The 18,582-nt window shown below is 63.6% G+C and carries 17 protein-coding genes; 12 read left to right on the plus strand and 5 right to left on the minus strand.

Annotated features, from left to right (window positions below; genetic code table 11):
• Nucleotides 1-25: 25 nt before the first annotated feature.
• Nucleotides 26-2,017, minus strand: coding sequence for an HNH endonuclease signature motif containing protein (locus RY1_RS12585; RefSeq protein WP_072803907.1), 1,992 nt, complete (start codon nucleotides 2,015-2,017; stop codon nucleotides 26-28).
• Between the two features lie 446 nt (nucleotides 2,018-2,463).
• On the opposite strand from RY1_RS12585, the gene RY1_RS12590 reads away from it, so the two are divergent.
• From RY1_RS12590 to RY1_RS12600, 3 genes are read left to right on the plus strand one after another with little or no spacing between them, the layout of a single operon-like run.
• Nucleotides 2,464-3,354 (plus strand): carbohydrate ABC transporter permease, encoded by an 891-nt coding sequence (locus RY1_RS12590; RefSeq protein ID WP_072803908.1) that lies wholly within the window; start codon nucleotides 2,464-2,466, stop codon nucleotides 3,352-3,354.
• Nucleotides 3,355-3,361: 7 nt separating this feature from the next.
• Complete coding sequence (locus tag RY1_RS12595) at nucleotides 3,362-4,249, plus strand: carbohydrate ABC transporter permease (protein ID WP_072803909.1); 888 nt, start codon at nucleotides 3,362-3,364, stop codon at nucleotides 4,247-4,249.
• Nucleotides 4,250-4,264: 15 nt separating this feature from the next.
• The gene (locus RY1_RS12600; protein ID WP_072803910.1) at nucleotides 4,265-5,590 is read left to right on the plus strand and encodes an ABC transporter substrate-binding protein; all 1,326 of its coding nucleotides are present in this window, start codon (nucleotides 4,265-4,267) and stop codon (nucleotides 5,588-5,590) included.
• Here the strand turns inward: RY1_RS12600 and RY1_RS12605 are convergent.
• Nucleotides 5,582-6,247, minus strand: a complete 666-nt coding sequence (locus RY1_RS12605; RefSeq protein ID WP_072803911.1) for an NAD(P)-dependent oxidoreductase — start codon at nucleotides 6,245-6,247, stop codon at nucleotides 5,582-5,584. The genes RY1_RS12600 and RY1_RS12605 overlap by 9 nt on opposite strands.
• A 256-nt stretch (nucleotides 6,248-6,503) precedes the next feature.
• Here RY1_RS12605 and RY1_RS12610 point away from each other — a divergent pair, with 256 nt between their 5' ends.
• On the plus strand, nucleotides 6,504-7,430 hold the full coding sequence (locus tag RY1_RS12610) for a sulfite exporter TauE/SafE family protein (protein WP_072803912.1): 927 nt from the start codon (nucleotides 6,504-6,506) through the stop codon (nucleotides 7,428-7,430).
• 101 nt (nucleotides 7,431-7,531) lie between these two features.
• Here the strand turns inward: RY1_RS12610 and RY1_RS12615 are convergent, their stop codons facing one another.
• Both RY1_RS12615 and RY1_RS12620 read right to left on the minus strand, forming a co-directional pair.
• Complete coding sequence (locus tag RY1_RS12615; protein ID WP_072803913.1) at nucleotides 7,532-8,302, minus strand: DUF427 domain-containing protein; 771 nt, start codon at nucleotides 8,300-8,302, stop codon at nucleotides 7,532-7,534.
• Nucleotides 8,303-8,380: 78 nt separating this feature from the next.
• On the minus strand, nucleotides 8,381-8,860 hold the full coding sequence (locus tag RY1_RS12620) for a winged helix-turn-helix domain-containing protein (RefSeq protein WP_072803914.1): 480 nt from the start codon (nucleotides 8,858-8,860) through the stop codon (nucleotides 8,381-8,383).
• Nucleotides 8,861-9,087: 227 nt separating this feature from the next.
• Between RY1_RS12620 and RY1_RS12625 the strand changes: the two genes are divergently transcribed.
• The 3 genes from RY1_RS12625 (at nucleotide 9,088) to RY1_RS12635 (ending at nucleotide 11,680) form a co-directional block, all read left to right on the plus strand.
• Nucleotides 9,088-9,906, plus strand: a complete 819-nt coding sequence (locus tag RY1_RS12625; protein ID WP_072803915.1) for an alpha/beta hydrolase — start codon at nucleotides 9,088-9,090, stop codon at nucleotides 9,904-9,906.
• The gene (locus RY1_RS12630; protein WP_072803916.1) at nucleotides 9,894-11,171 is read left to right on the plus strand and encodes a hypothetical protein; all 1,278 of its coding nucleotides are present in this window, start codon (nucleotides 9,894-9,896) and stop codon (nucleotides 11,169-11,171) included. The genes RY1_RS12625 and RY1_RS12630 overlap by 13 nt, the downstream gene beginning before the upstream one ends.
• 107 nt (nucleotides 11,172-11,278) lie before the next feature.
• A complete protein-coding gene (locus RY1_RS12635; protein ID WP_084727389.1) occupies nucleotides 11,279-11,680 on the plus strand; it encodes a GNAT family N-acetyltransferase in 402 nt (133 codons plus the stop codon).
• An 81-nt stretch (nucleotides 11,681-11,761) separates the two neighbouring features.
• Here RY1_RS12635 and RY1_RS12640 read toward each other — a convergent pair whose 3' ends face one another.
• A complete protein-coding gene (locus RY1_RS12640; protein WP_072804035.1) occupies nucleotides 11,762-11,968 on the minus strand; it encodes a dodecin in 207 nt (68 codons plus the stop codon).
• 383 nt (nucleotides 11,969-12,351) lie between these two features.
• On the opposite strand from RY1_RS12640, the gene RY1_RS12650 reads away from it, so the two are divergent.
• Genes RY1_RS12650 through RY1_RS12670 form a run of 5 tightly spaced genes read left to right on the plus strand, consistent with a single transcriptional unit; the run spans nucleotide 12,352 to nucleotide 18,549 of the window.
• A complete protein-coding gene (locus tag RY1_RS12650; RefSeq protein ID WP_084727374.1) occupies nucleotides 12,352-14,064 on the plus strand; it encodes an ABC transporter substrate-binding protein in 1,713 nt (570 codons plus the stop codon).
• Nucleotides 14,065-14,071: 7 nt separating this feature from the next.
• Nucleotides 14,072-15,088: an ABC transporter permease gene (locus RY1_RS12655; RefSeq protein ID WP_072803918.1), complete on the plus strand. Its 1,017-nt coding sequence runs from the start codon at nucleotides 14,072-14,074 to the stop codon at nucleotides 15,086-15,088.
• Nucleotides 15,085-15,972, plus strand: a complete 888-nt coding sequence (locus RY1_RS12660; protein WP_072803919.1) for an ABC transporter permease — start codon at nucleotides 15,085-15,087, stop codon at nucleotides 15,970-15,972. Before RY1_RS12655 ends, RY1_RS12660 begins: the two co-directional genes overlap by 4 nt.
• Nucleotides 15,972-17,642 carry a dipeptide ABC transporter ATP-binding protein gene (locus tag RY1_RS12665; RefSeq protein WP_072803920.1) on the plus strand — a complete coding sequence of 557 codons (1,671 nt, stop codon included), beginning with the start codon at nucleotides 15,972-15,974 and terminating at the stop codon, nucleotides 17,640-17,642. Before RY1_RS12660 ends, RY1_RS12665 begins: the two co-directional genes overlap by 1 nt.
• A 1-nt stretch (nucleotide 17,643) precedes the next feature.
• Nucleotides 17,644-18,549: a LysR family transcriptional regulator gene (locus RY1_RS12670; protein WP_072804037.1), complete on the plus strand. Its 906-nt coding sequence runs from the start codon at nucleotides 17,644-17,646 to the stop codon at nucleotides 18,547-18,549.
• Nucleotides 18,550-18,582: the final 33 nt, after the last annotated feature.

Consider the following 18,582-nt stretch of genomic DNA (forward strand, 5'->3'; position numbering starts at 1 on the left):
CACTGGATCTCGACGCATCCTGTGATCAGAACGGCGCCGGGTCATCGGCATCGGTGGGGACGTCGTCGGCGATCTCGGTGTCGGTGGCCTCGGCTTCGGTTTCGGGTCCAGATACAGGCACAGACACAGAAGCCGGCCCGGTTGCCGTTACCGCCTCGTCGGTATCAGTGGCAGGCTTGGTCTCGGTGGCTATGGTCTGCTGGGTGGCTGCGGTCTCGGTGGCTGTGGTCTGCTGGGTGGCTGCGGTCTCGGTGGCTGTGGTCTGATCGGTGGTTGTGGTCTGCTGGGTGGTGCAGACCGTTCGTCGTTTGCGCGGGATGTACGGGAGCAGGTCCGATCCCGGCATGTTCGATCCGCCGACCGTGCTGCCGGGCAACGTAATTGCAGTGGTACCGGAATTCGACACCCAGTAGTCGACGGCCCCGGCGAGCATTGTCGGCGTCCAGGCTCCCATGGTCTTCAGTGAGTGGTGGTATTTGCAGAGGCAGTGCACGTTGGTGAGCACTGTCCAGCCGCCTCTCCGAGGATCGTGGTGAAGATAAGGTACGACGTGGTCGATTTCGCAGTTGGCGGCCGGAAGGTCGCACCCCGGATGACGGCAGGTGCGGTCGCGGTGACGAACGAGCTCGGCCAGTTGTGTGCAGGGTCGATAGCGCAGCGCACCGGGCGGTGGGTCGTCGAACCCGCCGTGTCCGTCCGGGTACAGCGGGACGGCAAGCGCCGGATCAGCGGCAATGGCCCGCTCGAGTGCGGCAATCAGGGTGTACCGCCCCTCGTGCGGTCCAGTTGGAGGCGTGGCCGTCGTACGTGCGACGGTGGGTGACGGTTTCGGCAATCTCATGCCGCGGCGACGCCGACCACGGCCCAGCGGATGGAACGACAGGTGCGCGCTCGGGCGTACCGTGGCAGCTGGCTTTTCAGCACCCGTGTCAGCTTGCTTCTCGACACCCGTGCCAGTGCGTGAGTCGCCGGGTCTGACTGACGTGCCGACGGGCTCTGTAGTTTCACCAGGTGCTTCGGTTTCAGCGGCGCTGCCCGCAGCATCGCCCGTGAGGTGCCCGAGTTCCCGGGCGAGGTCCACTGCCTCGGTCAGAAGAATCTGAAGGTCACTGTTTTCAGCGAGCTCACGTGCGTACTCGGCGTCGATGTCGCCGTGGCCGGCGAGATACGCGGGGAGGTCGGCGAGTCCGAGGAGGGTGCGGATGTCGATGGTGACGCTGGTCAGCGGGGCGCGTCGGTCGGGGAGATTCGGCGTCGCCGTGCAGGGTACGTCTTCGTCGGGCTCGCAGGTGCAGGCCAGGTGATCTTCGCGATGCAGCAATGCGGTGTAGGCCGCGGCGCGACGCTGCGCTCGTGTGCGGGGATCTCTGGGGCAGGCGGTTGCGGCCATCTCGTTGATCAGTTGCCAGCATGCTGCAGCATCGGCTGCTTCCAGGTTGGCTTCGATGGTCGCGATCATGTCTTTGTCCCGGTAGTTCACTCCGGTCAATCTGGCGAGGTCCTTGCGGAGTTCGGCAGCTTCCTCGGGTGCGATGCGGTGCAGGATGGCGTCGACTTCGGTGGCGAGGGGCCCGGGAGACAGCCGTCTGGCTGCGTCGAGGATCTCGGATTCGGCGCTTTGGGCGGCAGTGACAGTGTAGGGACCGGTAACGCGATAGATTGCGCGTACTCGGAGAAAGTCGAGCTCACCGGCTTCGAATGCCATCCTGATGGTCGGAAATCGTAGACGTAGGTCCATGCCGATCTCGGAGTATTTGTCGGCCATGCTCTTCGAGCAACCGAGCACTCCTGCGATCTCGGAGGACGCGTAGCTTCCTGCGTCCGTGATGTGCTCACCGACTTGAATTGTCTGTTGGACGCACGAGTCCCAAATCGCAGCAGCCAGAGCAACTTTCCTGGCACATGCCTGATTTTCGGCTTTGGCTGCATCCCCGATTTCACGCAACAGGCGGCGATCGATGACAGGCTTCTTCTGAATCCCCGCGTACGACGCAAACGCGCCCCTGGTTCTTGTCATCTCGCCGCCCCCCGGTGGCCGATTCGAATGTTTGTTCGAGTATATGTTCGTTCAGAAAATCCGTCAAGTAAAAGCATTGCAGTGCAATGACTTACGCCGAGTCGCGCGATACGCTTTCAGTCCCCGCCCCGCAGCCCCACGCCGCCGCAAACGCGTGTGCGTTTGTGTGGGGTGGTGGGCGGTACCCCTGGCCGGGCGCAAATGCGTGTGCGTTTGCGTGGGGTGGTGGGCGGTACCCCTGGCCGGGCGCAAGTGCGTGTGCGTTTGTGTGGGGTGGTGGGCAGGGTGGGGGAGGGGTGGGCAGGGTGGGGGTGGTTCCTGGGGTGATGCGGGCAACGTGGGCCAGTTGTCAACCGATGACTTCTCGGTGATTTCATCCGTATCGCGGCGTTCGGTGTGCCGGTAGTTTTCTTTGGTCATAGATTGCCGAACAGGAGGTCCCGAGTTTGTCTGCTGTCGTTCGGTTGACACGTCGACGCAGAGAAGTTCTGTCCGGCTACGCATTTCTACTCCCGAGTTTGCTCGGCATCACCGTGTTTCTGGCTGTGCCGATCGTCACCGTGGTGTGGCTCAGCTTCCAACGCTGGAACCTCATCGCGCCCGCCAAGTTCGTGGGGTTGGACAACTTCGAGTCCGTCCTGACCGACGGCAGGTTTCTGAACTCGCTGCTCGTGACCGTCGTGTTCGTCGCGGTCTCGTTACCTCTGCAGACGGTGATCGGTCTGGTCTTGGGCATGTTCCTCGAACGCCGAGTGGCGGGGTCGGGGCTCTTCCGTGTTCTGCTTCTCCTGCCGTGGGTTTCGGCTCCGCTTGCCATCGGTGTCGTCTGGAAGTGGATCTTCGCGCCCACCGACGGATTGCTCAATGCACTCATCGGCCACCGCGTCGAGTGGCTCGCGGAGCCCTCGCTCGTGCTGCCGTCGATCATCGCGGTGAGTGTGTGGACCAATGTCGGTTACGTCTCGCTGTTCTTCGCCGCGGGTCTACGCGCGATCCCGACGGACGTGATCGACGCCAGTCGCATCGACGGCGCAGGTCGGTGGCACCGATTCCGCTACATCAGCCTTCCGCTGCTGCGCCCGACGATGTTCTTCGTACTCGTCACGGGGTTGATCTCGTCGTTCCAGATCTTCGACACCGCATACGCACTCGCACCGAACGGAGGGCCGGACCGTGCCGCGGACGTCGTCACAGGTCGGATCTACTACGAGGCTTTCAGGTCTTTCGAATTCGGCCGCGCCGCGGTCATGGCGATTGTGCTGTTCGTGATTCTCGTGACGTTCACACTCGTCCAGCAGCGTTATTTCCGCAATCGCACCACCTACGAGACGGTCTGATCCCGCCATGACGACACTCGTCGACCCGACTGTGACCGACACGGTCACCCCGCCCGCCCGGAAAGTCAGGCGTCGCAGCGCAGTCCTCGACATCGTGACCTACCTCGTCCTGACCGTCTCGGCGCTGACGATCGTCGTGCCGTTCCTGCTCAGCGTGACAACCTCGCTGAAGTCACCCGGTCAGTTCGCATCTCAGCCGCCGACGTCGCTACCCTCGCCCGTCACGGGGGAGTCGTACGCTGCTCTGTTCCAGGGCCAGTACGGATTCGGCAGGTCCATCCTGGTCACCGCGCTGGTGACCGTAGTCGTGGTTGTCGGCCAGGTCGGGTTCTCCGTCTTCGCGGCGTACGCATTTGCGCGGCTTGACTTTCCGGGTCGGAACGCATTGTTCTGGGTGTATCTGTCGACGCTGATGGTTCCCGGTGTGGTGACGATGATTCCGCTGTACCTTCTGCTCACCCAGGCAGGACTGCGGAATACGTTCTGGGCGTTGGTTCTGCCGTTCGTGTTTGGATCGCCATACGCCATATTCCTGCTGCGCCAGCACTTTCTGAGCATCCCATCGGACCTGACCAGCGCCGCCCGGTTGGATGGGGCGGGTCACCTCCGGATTCTGTGGCACGTCGTAGTGCCGCTCAGCAGGCCGGTGATCGCGACATTGACCGTCATCACCGTGGTGTCGCACTGGAACAGCTTCATGTGGCCGCTCATCATCACCAGCGGGAGCCAGTGGCAGGTGATCACCGTGGCGACGGCCAATCTTCAATCGGAGTACCAGAACAACTGGACGCTCGTCATGGCGGCGACGACCATCGCGATCGTGCCACTCCTTGCACTCTTCGTCCTCTTCCACAAGAACATCGTGTCCTCGCTGTCGATCAAGGGCTTCAACTGAAAGGGTCTGCACACCATGACATATCGGAAGCTCGGCCGTACCGCGGCACTGCTCGCCGTCACGAGCCTCACGTTCGGACTGGCGGCGTGCAGTAGTTCGGAGGACGAGGGCAAGAGCACTGTCACGTTCAGAATCTGGAGCGACGACGCCGTGGCCTCGGCCTACGAGGAGTCGTTCGCGGCGTTCGAGGAACAGAACCCGGACATCGACGTCCAGGTCAACCAGGTGCCGTGGAAAAACTACTTCGACAAACTGCGCGCCGACCTCTCCGGAGGTGGCGGTGACGACATCTTCTGGGTCAACGCACCCAACTTCTCCGATTACGCCGACAACGGCAGCCTGGTGAACATCTCCGAGGCCCTTCCCGACGCCGTGTCCGGGTGGGAGCCGTCGGCGGTGGAAAAATACACGCGCGACGGTTCGCTGTGGGGAGTTCCGCAGCTCATCGACGGCGGAAAGGTGCTGTACTACAACAAGAAGCTCGTCGCCGACGCCGGAATCGATCTGACGAATCTGACGTGGGACCCCAGTAACGTCCAAGCCGACACGTTCCTGCCCGCGTTGAAGAAGTTGACCGTCGACTCGTCGGGTCGTACCGCCGACCAACCGGGTTTCGACGCGTCCGCGGTGTCGCAGTACGGCTTCAACGCCGCGTACGACTTCGACGCGATCCTCGGGAACTTCATCGCCTCCAACGGAGGGCTCTACCAGGAGGACGGTAAGTACGTCTTCGCCGACAACGCAAATGCCGTCGCCGCAATCGAGTACGTCGTCGGGCTCGTCAACGATTCGCATGTGGCGCCGTCGTCGGCCGACACGAACGACAACTCGGACTTCTCGCGAGATCAGTTCCTGCAGGGCAAGCTCGCAGTTCTGGAATCGGGTGCGTACAACTTGGCGAGCATCTCGGAGGGTGCGAACTTCGACTGGGGTCTCGCGCCGATACCGGCAGGCCCCGAGGGTCGAATCCCGTTGACCAACAGCATTATCGCGGCCGGAAATTCGGCATCCGAGCATCCCGAGGCCACTCAGAAAGTGCTCGAATGGATCGGAAGCGGGGAAGGGAGCAAGCCGCTCGGCGCACACGGATCGTTGATCCCCGCGGTGACGGACGCTCAGCAGCCCTACTTCGACTACTGGCAGACCAAGGGCGTCGACGCCACGCTCTTCCCCGAGGGTGTTCAGGACGGTGTGCTCAAGAACGACCCCGTGCCGGGAGCGCAGGCCGCGACCGCCGATCTGGACTCGGCATGGAAAGAGATCTTCGCCGGCCGTGCGGGCGACATCCCGGATGCGCTGAAGAAGGCACAGGAGGCCGCGAACGACCAGATTTCAGGCTGACCGGTCGTGTACCAGGACCTGCCGCCCGGTGACGGTGGGTTCGAGGACCTGGTCGACGACTGCACGCGCCAGCTGACGGTACGACAACCGAAAGTCGAACGAGGCTGGAGCAACCGGTAATTCGGCAACAGTGTAGTCGCCGGCCGGCCCGTCGATCGACAGTCGTGCGGGCGGGGTCACGACGACCCAGTCGATGCGGGCTACCGCGGACAGCCGTTCGAGCCGGTGAACATGTGCCTGCGCGAACGGTCGCAACTGGGCGGGAAACAGTGTGTCGTCGGCGATTGGGCTGTTGCCGTCGTCGAACGGGAGGGTTGCTGCGAGCCCGACGGCCACGAACCTGATTTCTCGCCCGTCCGCCGAGGCGGCGACCGCGTCGACGATTTTCTCGTAGAACGCACCGTCGAAGTCGTCGAAGTTCGGAGGCGGTGCCGAGAACGGCGACACCGCATCGATCACCGCTGTCGCACCCTCGAGCGACCGGGAATCGGCAGCGTCACCTTCGCGGAGTTCGACCCCGCGCTGTGCGAGACGGGCATGTTTCCTGGTGTCTCGGACGACGGCGACAACGTCGCGCCCACGCAGCCGTAGCTCGTCGACTATTGCCGACCCGGCTCGTCCGCCCGCACCGAGAACGATGATTCGTGAACGTGTCATGGCCCGAGAGGCTACGCTGCTTTGCGCCGGTGACGGCAACGAGACCGGCTCCGACACGTGCTTCGGCGAACCCGACCCAGCCGAAAGAGTCTACTTCGGCTTCCGAATGAATTCGTCTGCAAATCAGTTGATTTCAACCCTTGACGGATCTACCACCGTTGTCTTCCATTGAGCGGGTGTACACAACGTGCCGAGGCTGTCGGAGATCGATCTGACCTGACCTTCGAAAATCGACCCTCACTCCGCGGAGACCTCAGTGAAGACACTCGTACTCATCGGCATCGTCGGGTTCGCAGCCCAGCTGGTCGACGGTGCGCTCGGCATGGCGTACGGCGTCACGACGACGACGCTACTCCTCGCCATCGGCACCAATCCGGCCACCGCTTCGGCGACGGTACACCTCGCCGAAATAGGCACCACGTTCATCTCCGGCCTGTCGCACTGGAAGTTCGGCAACGTCGACTGGAAGGTCGTGCGCCGTATCGCCCTACCCGGTGCGGTCGGTGCGTTCGCCGGGGCGACCGTGTTGTCCAATCTGTCCACCGAGAGTGCTGCGCCGATCATGGCGATCATTCTGCTGGCCCTCGGTTTGTACATTCTGATCAGATTCACTGTTCAGGGCATTCCGCGCGGCAATCTCGGCAAGCCGCTTCGCAGTCGATTCCTTGCTCCTCTCGGTCTGATCGCAGGCTTCGTCGACGCGACGGGCGGCGGCGGGTGGGGCCCGGTCGGTACACCCGCGATCCTGGCGAGCGGGCGGTTGGAACCGCGGAAGGTGATCGGCTCGATCGACACCAGCGAGTTCGTCATCGCACTCGCGGCGAGCCTCGGATTCCTGTTCAGCTTGGGTTCGCAGGGGATCAATGTGGGATGGGTTCTGGCGATCCTTGCAGGCGGCGTCCTCGCGGCACCACTTGCCGCGTGGCTCGTCCGTCATGTTCCGCCCCGCCTGCTCGGTGCGTCCGTCGGCGGCATCATCGTGCTGACCAACACACGCAGTTTGTTCCGCAGCGGGTGGTTCGAGTTGAGCGGCGGGCTGCAGGCGGCGGCCTACGTGACGATCGTCGTCGCCTGGGCCGGGTGCTTCGCGTTCTCCCTGCGGGCGTACCTGGCCGATCGTGAGAACGAGTCCGCCGACACCATTTCGAAGGAGGCCGAGCGCAATGCCGAAGTCACTGTCTGACGTCCGAAGAGTCACCAGGTCGGTACTCGTCCGATCGGCCAAGGCCGTGTTCGCCGGGCTCACCGTCTACGGCGAATACCACCTCGGTTCCCTGTGAGTGCTCAGCTGGTGAACACCACGCCGTCGACCACGACGCGAGCGCCCCGGTCCACGTAGAAGGACAGGTGGTTCTCGATGCCGGATGCCGCGGGCGTCGTCTGGGGATAGAACCAGGCGACGTCCGACGGCCCGTCAGGAACGGACACGTACGACGCCGTGCCCTTGTACGGGCAGGACGTCGTCGTGGACGAGTCGGTGAACAGCCAGTCCTTCACGTCGAGCCGCGGAATGTAGTACCGGGGCGGAAGGCCGGTCTCGAAGACGACCTTCGGGCGGTGTGTGTCGGCCACCAGAACGTCGCCGATGTAGACCTCGATGTGACGTGACGACGGGAGCACGTCGACCCGTACGTACGGATCACGCGCATGGACGAAGACCTGCTCGTCCTCCTCGAACCACGAGTCCACGCGGTCCCAGTAGAACGAGACATAGTCGCTGAGGTCCACCGAGTCCGCCAGCGGCTCCGGGTACGTCCACAGCGCATCCACCGATCGGGCGTCACCGACAGCGATGGTTCGGTACTCGGCCACTCCTTTGCGCGGACAGACCGTCGAGGTGTCGGACGGCACGAGGAATTTGCTGCGTACATCCGTCCAGGGGATGTAGTACGCAGGTAGATGGCCGTCCTCGAACAGATAGACCGCGTCGGTGGTGTCCACGATGACTTCACCGGCGAAATACGCGCGGATGCGTCGTGGGTTCGGTTCGATCGAGATTGTGCCGTTCGCGGCGGTGATCCGACCCGAATCGGAACGGCTGACTGTCGATGCCATCGCTACCTCCTACTTCGTCTTCGAGGGGCGTGATCCATAGTTCCACGAAGAGGGTGTAGAAGGCGACAGGCGCTCTGTTCAGGCGGTACGAAGTCGAACGGGCTCGGTGATGACGCGGATCGACGTCGAAGGGTCGAAACGGTAGCCGGTGCCGCGCACCGTGGTGATGAGAGAGCCGAACCTACCCAGTTTGGTGCGCACGCGGGAGAGGTGAACATCGACGCTGCGGCCGCTGCCGGTGACAGCGAACTCGCCGCGACCGATCACCACACGTGGGTTCTGGACGAGCTGCGCGAAGATCTCGAACTCGGTGTGGCTCAGTCCGATACTCGCACCGGCGAGCACGACGTCGCGAGCGGGGAGGTCGACGACGAGATGTGCATCCGCGTCGTTGATTCGGACGTCGAAACGCGTCAGGATGCGGGCATCGGCGGCGTACGAGCGGGTCACCTGTCGAAGAGTTTCGGCCAATTGATGCAGCTGGTCTCGGTCGAGTCCTTCGAGCGAGCCGGTACCCGAGTCCGAGATGTGCAGGACGACCGTTGGTTCGATGGGCATGGCGATGTCTCCCGGGTTGGAGGTGGGTGTCGGCGAAGGGACCTATCGCCTCGTACAGATACCCATGTCTCCCTCTCCGCACGTTCTACCTCTGGACTCTGTCGTATCGAACACCGAACAAGGCCACTCGAGAAGACTTCGGATCACCGTGATTGTTATTCCGGCGCCTTTACCGCTCGCTGACTCGAACCGTTGACGGCTGGGTGCAGTGGTGATGAACTCGAACGATGCCATTCTTCGACGGCGTATCGGGGCCGATCTACTACCGCCACTGGGCAGCCGAGGTGCCTCGGGTGAACGTGGTGTTCCTGCACGGATACGGCGAACATTCGGGGCTCTACCACCGCTTCGCGAACTCGTTGAGCGCCGACGGCGCCGACGTCTGGGCCCTCGATCACATCGGTCACGGACTCTCCACCGGTGAGCGAGGGAATTTCGGTTCGCTTCGACACCTCGGTGCCGACGCGTCGACCCTGGCCGGCCTGGCGCGAGTGTCCGCGCCCGGATTGCCGGTGGTCGTCGCCGGTCACTCCCTGGGGTCGGTCGTCGCCACGCTCGCTGCGCTGAATTCACCCAGCAGCTATGCGGGTGCAGTGATTTCGGGTGCGCCGCTGTCCCCGGTGCCGTGGATGGACCCGGACGCCGAGCAGTTCGATCTGGACCCGAGCGAGCTGTCGACCGATCCGTTCTATCTGGACGCACTCGTCAACGACGGGCTGGCATTCGTCAGCAGTGATTTCGGTGAACTCCTCGGCCGCGAGCTTCCTCGTGCATGGTCGCGATTCGACGCCGATCTGGCAACGCTGCGTTTGCCGGTGCTGGCCGTGCACGGTGAGCTCGACAGGATCTCGCCCATCGAGGGAGTGCGCCGGTGGGTGGGACGGTTACCCGGCCTCGAACTACGCGAGGTCGGAGGCGCTCGGCACGACGTCCTCAACGAAGCGAGCCATCGCAGCACCGCCGCGCGGATCGCGAACTTCGTTCTCGAATGCGCCGAGCTCGCAGATCACGATCGGTTCGAGGAGGAACGTTCATGGCTCGGTTGACCATCACCGACGCGCAGCGCTCGGCCCTCGCCGAGGCAGCGTCGTTTCCGCTTCTCGACGCCATAGCGGGCCGCCGGTCGCGGCGATTTCCTCTCGGCGGAAAGATCCCCGACGGTCCGCTGGCGTTCGAGAGCTCCCATCCGGTCACTCCGCTGACGGAGGTGGAACGGGCCCTGTTGCTGTCGGTGGTCGGGGGCGTCACCGGGTGGCATTACGGCATCACCCGGCACGGCGGGTATGCGCCGAAGTTTCCCAACTATTCGGGCAGTGCCGTCGGGCGCACCTTCCCGTCCGCGGCCGGCTTTCACACGAGCCAGCTGTTCTTCACCGACGACTCGGGCACCTACCTGCTGCCGACCAGGGATCTAGCTCCCCTCGAAGGCGATTTCGGTCTGGAGGACTGGCTCGATCACACCGCGGATCACTACGTTCGGCTGTCCGAAACACGGCTCGAACTTCCCCGCGAAGAGCCGTACATGGAGGGCCACAACACGTGGATCGCGAACCATCCCGGCAGCCTTCTCGCCTTTCCGGTCGCAGACCTCGCCGAGCACCTCGTCGCGAATCTGTCGTTCTTCGCCGCCAACGGGTACGTCGTCTTCGACGACGTCCACGATCGCCCGATCCCCGGTATCGACGCGTTCTCGCACCTGGCGCACTTCGACGACCCGGTGCCACTGTCGTTCGTCGAGCAGTACACGTTGACCGAGGCAAGCGCCGAACTCGCCACGGCCACCCACAACGGTGTTCTTCTGCTGCAGGCGCTCGGTCTCGGTGGCTGGATGTTCGACGGGTTGGATCGTCTGTCGGTTCTCGGTGGATCCGGCGATCCGCGTGCCCCCGGCCTCGGATTCAGGGCCGACTCCGATCCTCGGTGGCCGTTCCCGAACGCGACCGGGCTCGACGGAGTCTTCGAGACTCTCTCGCCACCGCACGTGGCGACCGTCGCCGACGGCGTCGACAAGTACATCGAACGCAAGTACGGCCCGGGTGGACCGTTTCACCCGGACACCCCGGGGCCGTGGTCCGACACCCGCGCGGTCCGGTCGTCTGCTCTTCCCGCCTCTGCGGTGCAGGAGCTCGTGACACTGCAAGCGCAGTACATCTACGATTCCTTCGGAAAGCTCCCCGGCACGGTACCTACCGTGCACGTGCTGATGTATCTGCAGGCGCAGAACATCGACCTGGATTTCTACGACACCCATTTCGCCCCCGGCGCGTATCTGCGGACGCACGCCGAACACGGAAAGCGCTGGAACCCTTGACCGAAGTGACATCCCCCGAACTGACATCCCCTGAGGCGCCATCCTCCGAGCTGACCACGGTCGTCGTGGACTGGGATCATCCCGATGCCGAACTACTGCGCGCTGCGATGGCAGCGGAGGTCGGCCCTCGATACGCGGACAGGGCAGCGGGTATCGAGCGCACCAAGGCCAACGCCGTCGCTCCCGAGACCGTCTTCCGTACGTTCGTCACCTATCGGGGCGCACAGCCGGTCGGACACGCGGCCGTGCGGTGGAATGGGGCAGATCTCGAACTGAAGCGGATGTTCGTTCACGCCGAGCATCGTGGATCGGGGGTGTCGTCGGCGCTGCTGGACGCCGTCGAGAACGCTGCACGCGAGCAGAGCCTGCCGCGGTTGATTCTGCAGACGGGGGATCGGCAGCCCGACGCCGTCCGGCTGTACGAGAAGAGCGGGTACACCCGTATCCCCATTTTTTCGCCCTACGAGGCGATGCCGTTCTCCAATTGCTTCGAGAAGGTCTTCGCCTGAGGATTCGTACCTGGAGGGCTCCGAGAGTTGCACCACTCCGCTGCGCGGAACCCTCGGAGACCTCCAGAGCCGAGAAGCTCGTCACTCCAGCTTGAAACCGATCTTGACGGTCACCTGGAAGTGGGCGATCGCACCGTCCTCGACGTGACCTCGTGTCTCGACGACCTCGAACCAGTCGAGGTTCTTCAACGTCGTGTTCGCACGGGCGATCGCCTTCCGTACTGCGTCGTCCGAGCTCTCCGTCGACGTTCCGACGATCTCGGTCACGCGGTAGATGTTGTCACTCATGTCATCTCTTTCCTGTCGGCGTTCCGTGTGCGTCTTCCACACGATGTTTCTCCGTTCCGACACGTTTCGAAACCGAATCGAAAAATCATCGTGATTCGAAAGGTGGTCTAACCCCGGCGCACAGCGCAGACTCGGGCATCAGCATGAAGCGAACAATGACAAGAACTCGACGAGCCTTCAGAAAATCTGAACGAATCGTGAAGCGCACCTGTCGTTGTCGCCGTCGACAGTCGAAAGGAGTGCTCGTGAACGCGGACGTCGTGGTCCCCACCGAATGCACTCGCTGTCGATGTCGAGTTCGCTGAATTCGCAACTCTTTCCGATCGCCTCCCTGTCGAGGCCGGTCAGGTCGATCCCTGTTTCCCCCGAGGAGTACCACCGCAATGACGCTTCGGCGCTTTCGCTCGTCCCTGTCTACCCTGAATTCATCGTCCACCCTGGCAACATCGAAGCCCCGACGCACGCATGCGCTGTTCGCAGTGGTCGCGGCCGCGTCGCTGTTACTGACCGGCTGCGCCGCGTCCACGGTCGCCAGCCCGGCGAACGACGCCGATGCAGGTGAACCCGTCTCCGGCGGGACTCTTCGCTTCGCGATTCTCGACGCGCCGGCGAACCTGGATCCGCATTCGGGTGGCTCGTATCCCGAGTCCCTGATCACCAGCAACACCGCCGACAAGCTGACGTACCAGAACCCGGAGACCGGAGCGATCGAGCCCTGGCTCGCGAAATCCTGGGAAATCAACGACGACCTGACGCAATTCACGTTCCATCTTCGCGACGACGTCACGTTCAACGACGGAACCAAGTTCGACGCCAATTCCGTGGTCGAGAACTTCGACATTCTCGGGCGCGGCAACGAGGCGCTGAACATCCCTGCCGTGACCGCGTACTGGGTCGGATACCAGAACACCGTGGCGCTCGATCCGTACACGGCGCAGGTGACGTTCGATCGACCGAGTGCTGGTTTTCTGCAGGCACTTTCGCACTATTTCTCCGGCATTGTCGGACATTCGACGCTGCAGCTCAACAAAGCGGATCGTGCGTTGCCGCAGAACATCGTCACGACCGGTCCCTTCACGGTGACCGAGCACGTCTATCAGCAGAAGACGGTGCTGACCAAGCGCGCCGGGTACAACTGGGCACCCGAGAGCCGCAAGCACAACGGTGACGCCTACCTCGACACCGTCGAGATCGACGTCATCCCCGAGGCGAGCGTCCGTACCGGTGCACTGCAGTCGGGCGATGTCGACGCCATTCTCGACGTCAATTCCACCGACGAGCAGCCGCTCAGTGCAGCCGGTTTCTCGATCGTGCCGCAATTGATTCCCGGTCGCGACATCGCCTTCGACTTCAAGACCGACCAGTTCCCGACCAACGACCAGGCGGTGCGGGAGGCGATCAAGCTCGGGTGGAGCCGTGACGCGCTCGCCAAAACTGTGCTGACCGACAGCTACACGGTATCGACTTCGGTGTTGTCCGAGCGGGTTCCGGGCTGGAAGGACTTCAGTTCCGACCTGACCGAGGATCAGGACAAGGCGAAGAAGATTCTCGACGACGCAGGCTGGAAGGAAGGCTCCGACGGAGTCAGGGAAAAGGACGGCCAGAAGCTCACCGTCAAACTCCTCGGCATCAACAACCTCGTCATCAACAAGCCTGCCTACGAGCTGATTCAGCAGAATCTGAAGGAGATCGGTGTGGATCTGCAGCTGAGCGTGCTGCCGATCCCGGATTACACCGCCGCGACCAAGCAGCAGAACACGTGGAACATCACGGCGGCGAACACCAGTCGCGGTGATGTCTCGGTGCTCGAACAGCTGTACTCGCCGCTGTACACCAACACATCTCGCATCGCCAAGGACAACCCGATCTATCAGGAATCCATCGACACGCTCGCTGCGGTCAGCGCAACGCTCGATCCGCAGAAGCGAGCTGCCGCCGCCGAAGCTGCGCAGGACTTCCTGTTGAACAAGTACGTGCTCAGCGTTCCTGTCTACAACCCAGCGCAGGTCACGGCGGCGAGCCCGTCCGTGCACAACGTCGGGTACGAGGCGCAGTCTCGCAACGTCTTCTACGACACCTGGCTGGATCCGAAGTGAGGCTGACATGACGCGATACGTTCTCTCCAAGCTCGGGCAGTCGATCTTCGTCATCTGGGCCGCATACTCGATCACGTTCGTCCTGCTGTGGGTATTGCCGTACGACACCGTCGATTTGATGTTCGATCCCAACGACACCGCATCGGTGTCGGTGGAGCAGCAGGACGCGGTGCGGCAGTCGCTCGGGCTCGACAATTCGCTCGTGGTGCAGTACTTCGACCGTCTGCTCGCCGCGGTGCACGGTGACTTCGGTCAATCCGTGCGCACCGGGGAGAGCGCATGGTCGATGATCATGACGGTGCTGCCCCAGACGCTGATTCTCGCGGGCGCCGCACTGGTCATCGCCGTGGCGATCGCTTTCGCCGTGGCGTTGACCGCGTCGTACACCCGGCATCGCTGGTTGGCCAACTTCATCTCGGTCATCCCCGCTGCGGGAGTGTCCGTTCCGGTGTTCCTCGTCGGATTGGTTCTGCTGCAGATCTTCTCGTTCCAGTTGAGGTGGTTTCCCCCGATGGGGAACACCGGGGTCACCTCGTTGATCCTGCCGGCCGTCACGCTGGCGATACCGGTATCGGCGCCGATCGCGCAGTTGCTGCTCAAGAACATCACTCTCGGTCTGCAGGCGCCGTACGTGACGGTGTCCGCGGCCAAGGGAGGCACCAAGTTCTGGCTGCTCACCCGTGAGGTGCTCAAGAACGCCAGTCTGCCTGCGCTGACCATCGCGGGTGTCGTCGTCGGCAACCTGCTCGCAGGCGCGGTGATCGTCGAGACGATCTTCTCCAGATCCGGTCTGGGCAGGCTGGCCGAGAGCGCGGTCCGCACACAGGACGTGCCTCTGGTGCAAGCGATCGTCGTCTTCGCGGCACTGGTGTTCGTGGTGATCAATTTCGTCGTCGACATCGTCTACCCCTTGCTAGACCCACGGCTGAAGGCGCAGGCCGGCATCGGCCCGAGGCCGTCCGAGAAGCGCAGTGACGTCGCGGAATCGACGACCGACCGTACCGAGCAGGAGGTACTGCTGTGACGACACTCGATGTACGTGCGCTCGACCAGGCGACGCTACCGGAGCCCGACGCGGCACCGGAGGTCCTGGAGCAATCGAAGGATTCGCTGCTTCGCCGCGCTGTCGCCGCACCGGGGTTGTTGCTGTCCTGGATCGTCGTGGTGACGGTCATCGCCTGGGCATTCGTCCCGGGGCTGTTCACTTCGAAGAGCCCGTACGACAGCGACATCGACGCCAGCTTCGCCCCGCCGAGTCTTGCCCACCCGTTCGGCGCCGACCGTCTCGGCCGCGACCTCCTCGCGCGGGTCATCTACGGAACGTCGACGACGCTGTCCGCCACACTGCTCGCAGTGCTGGTCGGATTGATCGTCGGTTCGGTGATTGGGTTGCTCAGCGGTTTCATCGGTGGCAGGACCGACTCGATCGTCATGCGTTTCGTCGATGTGCTGCTTGCCATTCCAGGGCTGTTGCTCGCCATGACCGTGGTGACGGCGCTCGGATACGGAACGCTGGAGGTGGCCTTCGCCGTCGGAATCACCGCCATCGCGGCATTCGCTCGGGTGATGCGATCGGAGGTTCTGAAGGTCGCACGCAGCGAATATGTCGAAGCGGCATACGGATCGGGCGCAGGCTTCGGGCGCGTCGTGTTCCGGCATGTGCTGCCCAACTCGCGTGCCGCGGTGTTCTCGCTCGCTGCCCTCGAATGCGGCTCGGCAATCCTGGCCGTCGCGGCACTCGGGTTCCTCGGGTACGGAGCGCCGCCTCCGCAGCCCGAATGGGGTCTCGCGGTGTCCGAGGGGCGTGACTTCCTGGCCACGTACCCGTGGATCGCGATATTGCCCGGAATCGTCATCGCCGCCGTGGTGCTGGCCACCAACCGCATCAGCAGAACATGGGGCGAGTGATGGCTGTACGTCGTAAGCACGTGGCAGTCGATCCCTCGGCGCCGCTGCTCGAGATCGAGGGACTGAAGGTCGAGTACACGGGTCGTCGAAGCAAGCAGGCGGTGCGCGGGCTCGATCTGACCGTTCATCAGGGTGAATTCGTGGCCGTCGTCGGCGAATCGGGGTCGGGAAAGAGCACGACGGTGCACGCTGCACTGCGGTTGCTGCCGTCGTCGGCGCGCATCGAATCGGGCAGCATCCGGCTCGGCGGACTCGATACCACCGGGTGGCGGGATCGGCGCCTGGCCCACCTGCGCGGTCCGTTCGTCGGATTCGTACCCCAGGACCCCGGCACATCGCTCAATCCCGTCAAGCGGGTCGGTGTGCAGGTCCTCGAGGCGATTCGGCTGCACCGGACGGTGCAGTCGGCGCAGTCACGGGAACTCGTCCACGAGAAACTGCGGCTCGCAGGACTGAAGGATGTCGAGCGGGTCTACGAACAGTACCCGCACGAGTTGTCCGGTGGAATGAAGCAGCGGGTTCTCATCGCGGTCGCGCTCGCGAGCGACCCCAAGCTCCTCATCGCCGACGAGCCGACATCGGCGCTCGATGTGACCGTGCAGAAAGTGATTCTCGATCACCTCGCGCACCTACGAGACACACTGGGCCTGGGAATCCTGCTGGTGACACACGATCTGGGTGTCGCGGCGGATCGCGCCGATCGTGTCGTCGTCATGAAGGACGGAGCGATCGTCGAGCACGGCTCCACGTCCACGGTGCTGAGCGCACCGAACAACGCGTACACCCGGCGACTGTTCGCTGCGGCTCCCTCGTTCAGGACCGCCCGGTTGGAGCCGACGCGGACAGCACTCGACGTGGATCGGAGCGCTACGGTCCTCGGCATCGAGCGGGTCACCAAGACGTTCTCCGCCGGCCGAGGACACCTGCCGTTCACCGCAGTCGACGCCGCATCACTGGTGGTGCGAGGAGGGACTACCCATGCGATCGTCGGCGAGTCCGGCGCAGGAAAGTCGACGCTGGCCAGAATCGCGGTGGGACTGACCGGACCGGATGCGGGCACGGTGACGTTCCACGGCCGCGATGTCGACGGAGTGCTCAGCGGGTTGCGTCACCGGGCGCTTCGCCCGTACCGCAGGGAGATTCAGCTCGTCTACCAGAATCCGTTCTCCTCACTCGACCCGAAGTTCACCGTCGAGCAGATCATCGCCGAACCGTTGATCGCGTTCGGAATCCTCTCCGACCGCTCGAAGCGGCGGGCGCGGGTGAAGGAACTGCTCGAATCGGTGGCACTCGACGGGTCCTATCTGCAACGTAAGGCGGTCGAACTCTCCGGGGGGCAACGTCAACGCGTCGCCATCGCCCGTGCCCTTGCCGCCGATCCGCGGCTTCTGGTCCTCGACGAGGCAGTATCGGCGTTGGATGTGTCCGTACAAGCGCAGATCCTGCAGTTGCTCGTGGATCTGCAGGCAGAACTCGGGTTGGCGTACCTCTTCGTCACACATGATCTCAGCGTCGTTCGCCTCGTCGCCGACGACGTGACGGTGATGAAGTCGGGTCGGGTGATCGAAACGGGCGCGGTGGCGGACGTGTTCGACGACCCGAGCGATTCCTACACCCGCAGGCTCCTCGAAGCTGTTGCTGGTGCGACCGCTGGTGCGGCGGTGTCCTGACGTGTACGACGTGCGAAGGCTGGTATTGCTTCGCGACCTTGCCGAGCGCGGGACGATGACGGCGGTGTCGGAGCAGCACGGCATCACCACATCCGCGGTGTCGCAACAGCTTCGGATCCTCGAGGAAGAGGTCGGCGCGGCATTGACCAGACGTGATGGCCGAGTTCTTCGGCTCACCGGTGCAGGCCGGGTGCTCGTCGATCACACCGCGAGGATCCTGGCGGCCCTCGAAGAGGCCGAAAGTGCCGTCGCTGCAACGGCGGACACCATCGCCGGGGTACTGACCATCGCATGCTTCCAGACGGCGATGTCCGAACTGGCGTTGCCGGTAGCGGCGAAGCTCGGGAACGAACACCCCGATCTTCGGGTACGACTCGTCGAAGCGATGCCGGTGGATTCGGTGCCCGCCGTGCGTCAGCAGGAGGTCGACCTGGCGATCACGTACACCTACTCGTTCGGTGCTGCGGATCTCCCGAGCGGCATGACCACCGACTACCTGTTCAGCGACCCGCTGGTGCTGCTGGCACCGTCCGCGTGGCGGGAACGAGTGACCGTCGGTGGGCTCGCGGCACTCGCCGACGCGGACTGGATCGCGGCGCAGGACGGGGCGCCGTCGATCTCGTCGGTCATGTTCAGCTGCAGGCAGGCAGGGTTCACCCCGCGAATAGTGCACCGCAGCAGTAGTTTCGCGATGATGTCGGAGATGGTCGATGGTGGTTTCGGGGCCACGATCGTGCCACAGATCTCCGTACCGGATCGGTACCGCCATCTGATTGCCGCACCCATCGTCGACGGTGCACGCCGACTCGGCGTCACCTACCGGCAGGCATCGATCGAACGCCCCGCCGTTGCCGCGGCCATCCGCGCATTTCGACAACGCGTGCAGCCGGTCGGCCTGGCTTCCTGATGCCACTCGACTCGACCTACGACGTGAAGGAGA

Source organism: Rhodococcus yunnanensis NBRC 103083, assembly GCF_001895005.1.
Taxonomy (GTDB): Bacteria; Actinomycetota; Actinomycetes; order Mycobacteriales; family Mycobacteriaceae; genus Rhodococcoides; species Rhodococcoides yunnanense.

What these genes read in the sequence shown, in the direction of transcription:
- RY1_RS12585 (WP_072803907.1), bottom strand. Translation starts at nt 2,017, where the DNA reads ATGACAAGAACCAGGGGCGCGTTTGCGTCGTACGCGGGGATTCAGAAG.
- RY1_RS12595 (WP_072803909.1), top strand. Translation starts at nt 3,362, where the DNA reads ATGACGACACTCGTCGACCCGACTGTGACCGACACGGTCACCCCGCCC.
- RY1_RS12600 (WP_072803910.1), top strand. Translation starts at nt 4,265, where the DNA reads ATGACATATCGGAAGCTCGGCCGTACCGCGGCACTGCTCGCCGTCACG.
- RY1_RS12605 (WP_072803911.1), bottom strand. Translation starts at nt 6,247, where the DNA reads ATGACACGTTCACGAATCATCGTTCTCGGTGCGGGCGGACGAGCCGGG.
- RY1_RS12615 (WP_072803913.1), bottom strand. Translation starts at nt 8,302, where the DNA reads ATGGCATCGACAGTCAGCCGTTCCGATTCGGGTCGGATCACCGCCGCG.
- RY1_RS12620 (WP_072803914.1), bottom strand. Translation starts at nt 8,860, where the DNA reads ATGCCCATCGAACCAACGGTCGTCCTGCACATCTCGGACTCGGGTACC.
- RY1_RS12625 (WP_072803915.1), top strand. Translation starts at nt 9,088, where the DNA reads ATGCCATTCTTCGACGGCGTATCGGGGCCGATCTACTACCGCCACTGG.
- RY1_RS12630 (WP_072803916.1), top strand. Translation starts at nt 9,894, where the DNA reads ATGGCTCGGTTGACCATCACCGACGCGCAGCGCTCGGCCCTCGCCGAG.
- RY1_RS12635 (WP_084727389.1), top strand. Translation starts at nt 11,279, where the DNA reads ATGGCAGCGGAGGTCGGCCCTCGATACGCGGACAGGGCAGCGGGTATC.
- RY1_RS12640 (WP_072804035.1), bottom strand. Translation starts at nt 11,968, where the DNA reads ATGAGTGACAACATCTACCGCGTGACCGAGATCGTCGGAACGTCGACG.
- RY1_RS12650 (WP_084727374.1), top strand. Translation starts at nt 12,352, where the DNA reads ATGACGCTTCGGCGCTTTCGCTCGTCCCTGTCTACCCTGAATTCATCG.
- RY1_RS12655 (WP_072803918.1), top strand. Translation starts at nt 14,072, where the DNA reads ATGACGCGATACGTTCTCTCCAAGCTCGGGCAGTCGATCTTCGTCATC.
- RY1_RS12665 (WP_072803920.1), top strand. Translation starts at nt 15,972, where the DNA reads ATGGCTGTACGTCGTAAGCACGTGGCAGTCGATCCCTCGGCGCCGCTG.